Here is a 433-nt window from a genome sequence, read left to right on the forward strand (position 1 = left end):
CGCGATGGCGTTCTGCACGAACCGGGCCGGGTGGCCGGTCACCGCGGAGTAGGCGGTGTGGATCTGTGCGATGCCGGTCTGCTCCCAGTCCTGCATCTCCTGCTTGTAGAAGTAGTCGTGCTCCGGGTGGCGGCAGCCGACGAAGACCTGGGACAGGCCGACCTGGGTGCCGCTGGCGTGCTGGGTCGCCCGCTCTTCCAGGAAGCCGCGCAGCGGTGCGATGCCGGTGCCGGGGCCGATGAGGATCAGCGGCGTGGCGGGGTCGGCGGGCGGGGCGAACGTCGGGGACGGCACGCGGACGTAGCCGTAGACGACGTCTCCGGGTTCGAGGCCGGCGATATAGGCGGAGCAGGTGCCGCGGTACTGGCCGTCGCCGGACAGGGCCGGGCCCTCCAGCAGGCCGACGGTCAGGCGCACATGACGCGGGTTGGCG

The 433-nt window shown here is 72.1% G+C and carries 1 pseudogene; it reads right to left on the reverse strand.

Annotated features, from left to right (window positions below):
* Positions 1-433 (reverse strand): annotated as a pseudogene (locus R2S09_RS40270) (cytochrome); the annotation flags it as partial.

The sequence above is a fragment of the Streptomyces sp. MK7 genome (assembly GCF_032658145.1).
GTDB lineage: Bacteria > Actinomycetota > Actinomycetes > Streptomycetales > Streptomycetaceae > Streptomyces > Streptomyces spiralis.